The organism is Erwinia plantamica, from assembly GCF_043420595.1.
Classification (GTDB): Bacteria; Pseudomonadota; Gammaproteobacteria; order Enterobacterales; family Enterobacteriaceae; genus Erwinia; species Erwinia aeris.
Map to the genome: position 1 here is coordinate 1 of NZ_JBGCUC010000069.1, position 477 is coordinate 477.

Annotated in this window: 1 protein-coding gene; it reads right to left on the bottom strand. The window is 32.1% G+C overall.

Annotation, left to right across the window (positions count from 1 at the left end):
- Positions 1-290: 290 nt before the first annotated feature.
- Positions 291-477 (bottom strand): hypothetical protein (locus tag AB3U87_RS22105; protein ID WP_394150555.1); only part of this gene is annotated, 187 nt, incomplete at its 5' end.

The window sequence follows — 477 nt, forward strand, 5'->3', positions numbered from 1 at the left end:
TTTTCTAAATCATGTAATTTTTTCTGCGATTCTTTTATTTGGCCCTTTATCTTTTCTATTTCTACAGCACTAGTATTGGCGGCTGTTCCTTTACTGTATAATTTTTGAATCTGGTCTTCGGTATTTCTTACTGATCCCAAATAAGCAGAATATATTCCGTTTATTGGGTTGTCCTTAAACAAAACGGTATTATATGACTCTAAGGAAATAGTTATTTCATCACTTTTATTCTTTTCAATCAGGAACTCTATAAGCCCATCATGAACTTCTTTTGGTGTTTCTAAAAAATATTATCCCTGCAAAAATGGTGTTTTAGAAACTAACTCTAAACGTCCCTGCGTTTTAGCTGCAATTGTATCTCCTTTTGTTAAAGCACCATTTACAGAACGATAAAAAACACATTTACTCCCTTTGTTCAGTTGTTCGCTTTCTACTATTATTGATGATTGTGCATTCAATATTGATGGAAACACAATA